Origin of the sequence: Streptomyces montanisoli, assembly GCF_017813245.1 — a bacterium.
Classification (GTDB): Bacteria; Actinomycetota; Actinomycetes; order Streptomycetales; family Streptomycetaceae; genus Streptomyces; species Streptomyces montanisoli.
This window is the reverse complement of record NZ_JAGIQL010000229.1, coordinates 1-8,133: the sequence shown is the minus strand read 5'-3', so window position 1 is coordinate 8,133 and position 8,133 is coordinate 1. Positions and strand designations below refer to the sequence as shown.

Genomic DNA, 8,133 nt, shown 5'->3' with positions numbered 1-8,133 from the left:
GCCTCGCGCGCGTCGCCCGCCTCCGCGCGCAGCGCCGCGGCCATGTCCTCCAGGGCCTCCGTGCGCAGCACGGAGGCCCTGCGCAGCGCGGCCACCGCCGGGTCCGATGCGTCGCCCGCCTCGCCGTGGGCCGCCGCCAGCACCTCGCCGACGGTCGTCAGGCCGCCCAGCTCGCCCCGTACGCTCCGGCCGAGCGACTCGACCGCGCCGAGTGTGCGGGCCCTGGCCCGGCAGTGGAACGCCAGCTCGCAGGCGGCGAGGCATTCGGGCGCGTAGGCGGCGGGCACCGACTCCACCGCCTCCGTCAGCTGCTCGCCGTCGCGCGCCGACACGTCGAACGTGGTGCCCTCGGGCAGCGCGGCCGCGATGTCCTCGACGCGCGTGAGCCGCGCCAGCTGGCGGCTCGTGACCGCTCGCTGCTTGCGCACGTCGACGACGGAGGCCGCGGGCAGGTTCGAGAAGTCCTTCGGGCACACCAGCAGCACCCGGTCGCCGACGCTCGCGCCTTCCGTGTGCTCGGCGATCCGCTCCAGCGCCAGCACGTACACGGCCGACTGGCGCGCCGCGCCGCCGACCTTCGCCGCGTCGGCCGAGCCGTCGAGCATCGGGAACGACTTGATCTCCACGACGGTCCACCGCCCACGCGGGTCGACCACCACTGCGTCCGGCTCCAGGTAGGCGGGCGAGCCCGCCACGTCGAGTGCGAGCAGCGGGTGGTCGAGCAGCGTCCAGCCGCCGCCGTCGCGCGTGGCCTCGCGCAGCGCGAGCGCCGTACGCGCCACCCGCCCCTCGGGGCCCGCGGCGGACAGGTCCGGCACGCGCGCGCTCTCGTCCGCCCCCGCCGCGCCGGGGGTGCCCAGGTGCTCCTTGACGAGCCGCAGCAGCTCCTGCCCGCCGTCGGCCTTCACGCGCGCCTCGAACGCATTGCCCCGGGCGAACGCGAACTGCGACTGCCCGAAGGGCGCGGGCGAGCCCAGCGCCTGGGCGAGCGCGCCCTTGTCGACACCCGCGCCGTCGAGCAGCGCGCGCCGCCTGCATCCGGGGTTCGCGGCGAGCGCGGCCAGCGCCCTCGCGTCCAGCGGGCGCGCGGGCACCTCGGGGCCTCGCAGCTCAGCGAGCCGCTGCCGCAGTGCCGCCCGCCTCGGCCCCGGCACGGCGCCGTGCGACGCCTCGTCTCGCGCCCGCGGAGGAACCGCCGGCGCGCGTCCGCTGCTTTGGGAATCGCTCACCCGCGGAAGTCTCGCACCCACCGCTGACAATCGTGGTGCCCCGGGGCGCGGACGCCGCCCGCGAGCCGCCGAGGACCCGGTTCATGGCCCCGCGCAACGGCTCCGAGAGCAGCGCGCCCACGACCATGACGGCGACACCCGCGACGGCGTCGAGCAGGTAGTGGTTCGCGGTGCCCACGACGACGAGCGTGATGACGGCCGGATAGGCGGCGCCGAGCCACCGCACGACCGGCGTACGCGCGTGCCGCCACAGCAGCACACCGCACCACAGCGCCCAGCCGACGTGCAGGCTCGGCATCGCCGCGTACTGGTTGGTCATGTCGCCGAAACCGCGCGGCGCGCTCGCCTCGCCGCCCCACCACCCGTACGAGCTGAAGTGGGCCATCGTGTCGGCGAACCCCTCGGCCGGGCCGAGCAGCCGGGGCGGCGCGGTGGGCAGGAGGGTGAAGCCGACGAGGCCGATCATCGTGGAGAGCATCAGCCAGGTGCGCGCCCTGCGGTAGTGGGCGGGCCTGCGGCGGTAGAGCCAGAGCAGGACGGCCGGGGTGACGAGGTAGTGCAGGGAGGCGTAGGCGAAGTCGGCGGGGACGCCGAGCACGGCCGAGCGGGTGAAGGCCCGGTTGAGCACACGTTCCGGGTCGATGTGCAGGTGCTGTTCGAAACCGAGTATGGCGAGGCCGTGGTGGACGGCCCCGGGTATGTCACCGCGCACCAGCAGGCGTCCCACCGAGTACGCGACGTACAGGACGGCGAGCAGCAGGACCTCGGCCCACCACCGCGGCCGGACGCGTGCCCCGGTGGTCGCGGTGGGGCGCGCTGTGTACTGCATACGGACGTCTCCATGGTCTCTTCACGCACCGTTGGGCCGCCGTTCAACCTACGGGGCGGGTGGTACGGCCGGTGGAGCGGGTGGACGGTCGCCGGGATGGCTGGGATGACGGGGATGTCTGGGATGGCTGGGATGGCTGGGATGTCGACGGGGGCTTCGTCCCGTCGAGGTGGAGGGACGCCACGGTGTGCACGGGGGTTGCCCGTGAGGCGGCACGGGCCGGTGGGCGATGATGGGTGCCTCATTCGCCGCGAACCCTGGGAGAAGACCGCACATGCGCCTGTTCCTCGTCCGGCACGGCCGGACGGCCTGGTCGGTGTCCGGGCAGCACACCGGCAGGACGGACGTGCCGCTGCTCGACGAGGGGCGCGCGGACGCGAAGGCGCTCGGGCAGCGCCTGCACCGGGCGCCGTGGGCGGGCCTCGCCGGCGCCGAGGTGCGCACCAGCCCGCTCGTGCGCGCCGCGGAGACGTGCGAGCTCGCGGGGTTCGGCGACCGCGCCACGCGGTGGGACGTGCTGCAGGAGTTCCACTACGGCGACTACGAGGGGCTCACGCCCGCGCAGATCACCGCGGCGCGGCCCGGCTGGTTCATCTGGCGCGACGGGGTGCCGGGCGGCGAGAGCCTGGCGCGGGTCTCGGAGCGCGCGGACGAGGTGGTCGCCTGGGCGCGGTCGGCGCGGCGGGACGCGGTGGTGTTCGCGCACGGGCACATCCTGCGGGCGATCGGCGCGCGCTGGCTCGGCGAGCCCATCGCGTTCGCGGCGCGCGTGCGCCTCGCGCCCGCGTCCCTCTCGGTACTCGGCTGGGCGTACGGCGCACCCGCGCTCGAGGTGTGGAACGACACCGCGCACCTGGAGGGGCGCGCCTGAGCGCGGCGCCCGGGTACCCGTGGGACGAGCGCACGACGGGCACGCGCCCCACGCCCTCTTGCGCGGCGCGGGACAATGGACGACGGTCCCCGGCGGACCACGCACGCGTACAGCACGTCCGGCAGTACCCAGGAGGACACACGATGGCGGATGCCGACCAGAGCGAGCGCCGCATGAGGCCCGCCCCGCTGCTCTTCGAGCCGGCGGCCGCGGCGGCCGACCCGGACCGCTTCTTCGGCCTCGAGTCCATGGACGACCCGGCACAGCTGCTGGACAGGTCGACGGAGCTGACGCTGTCGTTCAGGGCGGCCACGGACCGGGCCGTCGAGTTCCAGGCGGTCGCCGCCGCGCAGCTCGCGGACCCGCGCAGGTTCGACCGCCTCACGGCGGCGGACATCGCGCGGCGCGCGCGGTGGACAGAGGACTACGCGAAGAAGATGATCGAGTTCGGCAGGGACCTGCAGAACGGCAGGGGCCTGGCCGAGGAGGCCTGACCCGCCCGCTCCGGGCGGCCGCCCGCGCGCGCCTGGCCGCATGCACGCCCGGCCGCATGCCCGGCAACATGCCCGGCAACATGCATGCTCGGCCGTTTCGACGTTGCGGATGCACGTGCATACGAACGCGCATCCGGCATATGCGCTGGGGCAGGTTACGCCCCGTCCCCCGCCCCTGTCCCGGGATTCGGCAACCGACGGCCACGCGTCCGTCACGCCGGGTAGACCAGTGCCATGAGCGCCTGGCTGCGAGACGAAGAGAAGACCCACCGCCCCGGTAGTGACCTGTTCGCTCTCATCGGCGAGACGGAGCGGCCCTGGCCGGAGCGTGCCCGCGCCGAGCAGGTCACGCCGGAGGGCGCCGCCTGGCTCGCCTCGGCCGCCACGTGCCCGCGCTCCACCCTCTCGCTGTGGCGGGCGCGCCCGGGGCTGCCAGGCGTGCTGCCCTGCGGCTCGGTGTTCGACGTGGTGAACCTGCCCACCGTCTTCGCCCGCCGGGTGCTCGACCGCATGTGGGCGCAGGGGCCGGGCTCGGGCCCTGTCGCGACGCACCGCGGGCGCGTGCTGCTCTTCGCCGCGCCCGGGACCGCCCAGCGGCTGCCCGCGCTGATCGGCTGGGAGGAGTGGGGCGGCGCGGACCGCACGGGCGGCGTGCCGCCGCTGCTGTGCCACGGCGCGGGGGACGCGGTCACCGTGCCGGCCCTGTCGCCGGCGACGGGTCCGGGACCTCGCTGGGTCGTCGCGCCCGGCACGCGCGGGCCCTGGCTGCCCGGGCCCGAGGTGCTGCTGTGGGCGTGCGTGGGCGCGGCCCGCGGGGCGCCGCGCGGGCGCGAGGACGGGACGGTTCCCACGGCACGGCGCCGACCTGCCGCTTCGCCGTCGTTTATCGATTTTTCCTCTCACCGCTCCGGGTGCTAATGTCTACGACGTCAGCAGGCGCCGCTAGCTCAGTTGGTTAGAGCAGCTGACTCTTAATCAGCGGGTCCGGGGTTCGAGTCCCTGGCGGCGCACAGACGACGGAAGGCCTCCACCAGCAGGTGGGGGCCTTCCGTGCGTACAGGGCAGGGCCGGTACGCACACGGCCGGGAGCGCGTCAGGCGCGCGGGTCGGTGGTAATCTTCACCGTCCACGCTCCCGTTCCGCTGCGGTCGGCCACCTCGACCGAGACCCGTTCCCCCGGCACGGTGTACGTCTCGCCGACGCCGAGCGGCGCGTCCGCGAGCGGCGGGTAGACGGAGCTGCCCTGGCAGGCCGACGTGTGCGGGTGGGTGTCGTACACGTCGATCGGGCCGCCGCCCGACTCCGTGGCGCTGCGGACGCGGTAGATCAGCACGCCCTCCCTGCAGGTGGTGGCGTCGTTGCCGACGGCGGCGCGCACCTCCACGGCGATCGCGGAGTCCTCTCCCGTCCTGATGACGACGAGGCGGGTGCCCGTGCGGCCGGCGGCGGACCTGGGCGCCGAGATCGGCTCCAGGGTGAACATCGAGGAGCCGGCCTTCTGCACGCACCGCACCTGGCGGTCGTCCAGCCAGCCGAGCTTCCATTTCAGCCATCCGAAAAGGTCGGGTGCGAGGCCGAACTGGCTGCCCATCACGTCCCAGTCGCCGACGTAGGTGTCCCAGTCGCCCTTGCCGTCCGCGGGGCGGTGGTAGAGGTCGGGCAGGTCGAACACGTGGCCCGTCTCGTGCGCGAGGACGTTGTGGTCGGGCGGGTGGTGTTCGAACACGGTCACGACGCGTCCGATGTCGGTACCGTCGGCGTGCATCGGATGGTCGAAGTTGACCACCTTCGTCGCGTCCGAGTCGACGCCCGGCGCGTCCGGGTCGGCCACGAGGTAGACGACCTGGTACTTCGCGAAGTCCACGACCGGGTCGGACACCCGCAGGGCGTCGCGCAGGTACATGTCGCGACGCGCGGGTGCCCAGTCGCGCTTCATGCGGTACGCGGTGGAGGGCTTCGGCATCTCGAGCCAGCGGTGCTGCGGGTGGTTGCGCAGGACGAACCGGCCGTAGGAGGAGCGGTTCCAGAAGTCGCTGGTGGCCGGAAAGTGGTCGGCGGCCAGCTCGCTCGGGGTCGTCTTCGGCACCGAGTCGGGGAAGGACAGGAAGATCATGACCGAGTCGACGCGGTGGTCGGGGCGTACGTAGGCGCTGTTCCAGGTGTCGAGTCCGAGGCTGTGGTGCGCGGCCGTACGCGGCAGGGCGCAGGCGTCGGGCGAGGTGGAGGCGGCGACCGTGCCGCCGGTGACCAGCGAGGTCGCGGCGAGGGCCATGAGCGACGTGAGGGCGGCGGCGGTCCTGCGCAGGCGCGGGCGTTCCTGACCCGGGGGTGGCTGCTGACGTTCCACGAAGGCCTCCGGCCGCGGAGTTCATGTGACGTCATCCACTTTGTGATGTTTTGTTATCGAATGCCCGTCAGGGAGAACCGGCCGGGTGAGTTCCCGGTGATGGGCCGCGGCGACACTCCGATCGGGCGAGACTTTCGATCACGGAACGTCACAAAACGTCGGGTCGCGCGTGACCTGCGTCGCAGATATGCAGAAACGGTCAACCGATGGGCGGACGGCGCCCGCCCGGCCGCCCGTTCACGGTTCCATGGCTGGAACACGCCCCCGCGCTGGCTCTATGATCGGCTCACTTTCCCGGTCCGACCGTCCCTGACCGCCCTTGTACGACACGACTGCACCGTGGGAGCGAGCCGTGAGCGCAACCTCCGAAACGCCGCGATCGGCGGCAGTCCCGGCACACGGCGAGGCTCGCCCGGCGGACGCCACGGTCACCGACCGTCACCCGTTCGGGGGAGCGCGCGGGGGCGTACGTCCGAGCGACTACCGCGCCGCGTTCAACGCGGCCCAGCTCCCCATGGCGTTCCTCGACGACAAGGGGACGGTGCTCAGCGCCAACGCCGCGCTGGCCGACCTCCTCGGCGCGTGCGGGACCGTCCTGCCCGGGCAGGCGGCCGCCGACCTCGTCGACCTCGCCTCCGACGCCCGCACGTGGCACGCCTACCGCGAGGTGCTGCGCGGCAGACGGCCACGGCTGCGCTGCACGCGGCGCCTCAAGCACCCCGAGGGGCGGGCCGTGTGGGCCGAGGTCACCGTGGCGCCCGTGGCCGGCACCGACGGGGGTGCGCTGCTCGCGGTCAGCGACATCAGCGACCGGCGCGAGCTCCAGGCGCGCCTGCGCCACCTTCAGATGCACGACCCGGTGACCCGGCTGCCCAACAGGGCCCTGTTCTTCGAGCGCCTCACGGCGGCGCTGGAGTCCTCGACCGCGGCGGTGCTGCCCGTGCCGGGAACCTGCGAAGGGGCGGCCGGCGGCGAAGGCGTGGCCGGCCGCGGCGGTGACGGCGACGGTGACCGCGACGACGACGGCGAGGGCGGGGCGTACGAGCACGGCACCGGCCGCATCGGGCTGCTCTACCTCGACCTGGACGGTTTCAAGGCCGTCAACGACACGCTCGGCCACCGCACCGGCGACCGGCTGCTCGCCGCCGTCGCGCAACGCCTGGTCGACTGCGCCGAGCACGCCGACCGCGAGGGCGGCGGCCACCTCGTGGCCCGGCTCGGCGGCGACGAGTTCGCGCTGCTCGTGGAGGACTCGACGGGCACGGAGCAACTGACCTGCCTGGCGCGGTCGGTGCTCGACTCGCTCCAGCTGCCGTTCGACCTGGCGGGGCAGCGGCTCGCGCTGTCGGCGTCGATCGGTGTGGTGGAGCGCCCGTGCGAGTCCACCACGCCGACGTGCCTCATGCAGGCCGCCGACACCACGCTGTACTGGGCCAAGGCCGACGGCAAGGCCCGCTGGACGGTCTTCGACCCGGAGCGCAACGCCCACCGGATGACACGCCAGGCGCTCTCGTCCTCGCTGCGCCCCGCCGTGGGACGCGGCGAGTTCCGGCTGGAGTACCAGCCGCTGGTGTGCATGGCCGACAGTTCGGTGCGCGGGGTCGAGGCGCTGGTGCGCTGGCAGCACCCGCAGTTCGGGATGCTGACGCCGAACCGGTTCATCGCCCTGGCCGAGGAGGACGGTTCGATCGTCCAGCTGGGCAGCTGGGTGCTGCGCACGGCGTGCCGGCAGGCGCGGCGCTGGCAGCTGGCGCACCCCGGTGCCGAGCCGCTGTTCATGAGCGTCAACGTCGCCGTGCGGCAGGTGTGGGACTCCGACCTGGTGGCGGAGGTGGCCGACGTCCTGGCCGAGACGGGTCTCGCGCCCGAGCTGCTCCAGCTCGAACTGACGGAGTCCGCGGTGATGGGCTCGGCCGGGCGGCCCTTGCAGGCCCTTCAGGCGCTGAGCGAGATGGGCGTGCGCATCGCCATCGACGACTTCGGCACGGGCTACTCGAACCTGGCGTACCTGAGCAGGCTCCCGGTGTCGGCGCTCAAGCTGGACGGCTCTTTCGTGCGGGGCTTCCGCTACGACGAGGGCGGCACGCACCACAACCCGGCGGACGAGATGATCGTCGAGGCGCTGGTGCAGCTCGCCCACCGGCTGGGTCTCACGGTGACGGCCGAGTGCGTGGAGACGTCGGTGCAGGCGGAACGGTTGCAGCAGATCGGCTGCGACACCGGTCAGGGCTGGCTGTACTCCCGCCCGGTCGCACCGGAACGCATCGCCGACCTCCTGGCCCGACGCGGCGCGGCCGCAGCCGCAGACGCGGGCGCGGGCGCAGACGCGGGCGCGGGCGCAGACGCGGGCGCGGGCGCAGACG

The 8,133-nt window shown here is 73.9% G+C and carries 7 protein-coding genes and 1 tRNA gene; 5 read left to right on the top strand and 3 right to left on the bottom strand.

Annotation, left to right across the window (positions count from 1 at the left end):
- The coding region (locus tag JFN87_RS30555) for a hypothetical protein (RefSeq protein ID WP_209345354.1) at window positions 1-1,229 on the bottom strand (1,229 nt) is incomplete at its 3' end.
- Window positions 1,111-2,058 carry a phosphatase PAP2 family protein gene (locus JFN87_RS30550; RefSeq protein WP_209345352.1) on the bottom strand — a complete coding sequence of 316 codons (948 nt, stop codon included), beginning with the start codon at window positions 2,056-2,058 and terminating at the stop codon, window positions 1,111-1,113. The genes JFN87_RS30550 and JFN87_RS30555, both read right to left, overlap by 119 nt.
- Before the next feature lie 274 nt (window positions 2,059-2,332).
- Here JFN87_RS30550 and JFN87_RS30545 point away from each other — a divergent pair, with 274 nt between their 5' ends.
- The 4 genes from JFN87_RS30545 to JFN87_RS30530 all read left to right on the top strand — a co-directional run bounded on the left by JFN87_RS30545 (window position 2,333) and on the right by JFN87_RS30530 (window position 4,433).
- A complete protein-coding gene (locus tag JFN87_RS30545; protein WP_209345350.1) occupies window positions 2,333-2,929 on the top strand; it encodes a histidine phosphatase family protein in 597 nt (198 codons plus the stop codon).
- A gap of 143 nt (window positions 2,930-3,072) precedes the next feature.
- Window positions 3,073-3,423 (top strand): DUF8844 domain-containing protein, encoded by a 351-nt coding sequence (locus JFN87_RS30540; protein WP_209345348.1) that lies wholly within the window; start codon window positions 3,073-3,075, stop codon window positions 3,421-3,423.
- A gap of 234 nt (window positions 3,424-3,657) precedes the next feature.
- A complete protein-coding gene (locus JFN87_RS30535; protein WP_245182564.1) occupies window positions 3,658-4,341 on the top strand; it encodes a hypothetical protein in 684 nt (227 codons plus the stop codon).
- 18 nt (window positions 4,342-4,359) lie between these two features.
- Window positions 4,360-4,433: transfer RNA gene (locus JFN87_RS30530), tRNA-Lys, on the top strand.
- 83 nt (window positions 4,434-4,516) lie between these two features.
- On the opposite strand, the gene JFN87_RS30525 is transcribed toward JFN87_RS30530, so the two are convergent.
- Window positions 4,517-5,770, bottom strand: a complete 1,254-nt coding sequence (locus JFN87_RS30525; protein ID WP_307865656.1) for a M6 family metalloprotease domain-containing protein — start codon at window positions 5,768-5,770, stop codon at window positions 4,517-4,519.
- Between the two features lie 352 nt (window positions 5,771-6,122).
- On the opposite strand from JFN87_RS30525, the gene JFN87_RS30520 reads away from it, so the two are divergent.
- Window positions 6,123-8,133, top strand: a 2,011-nt coding sequence (locus tag JFN87_RS30520; RefSeq protein ID WP_372449319.1) for a putative bifunctional diguanylate cyclase/phosphodiesterase, incomplete at its 3' end; no start/stop codon positions are given.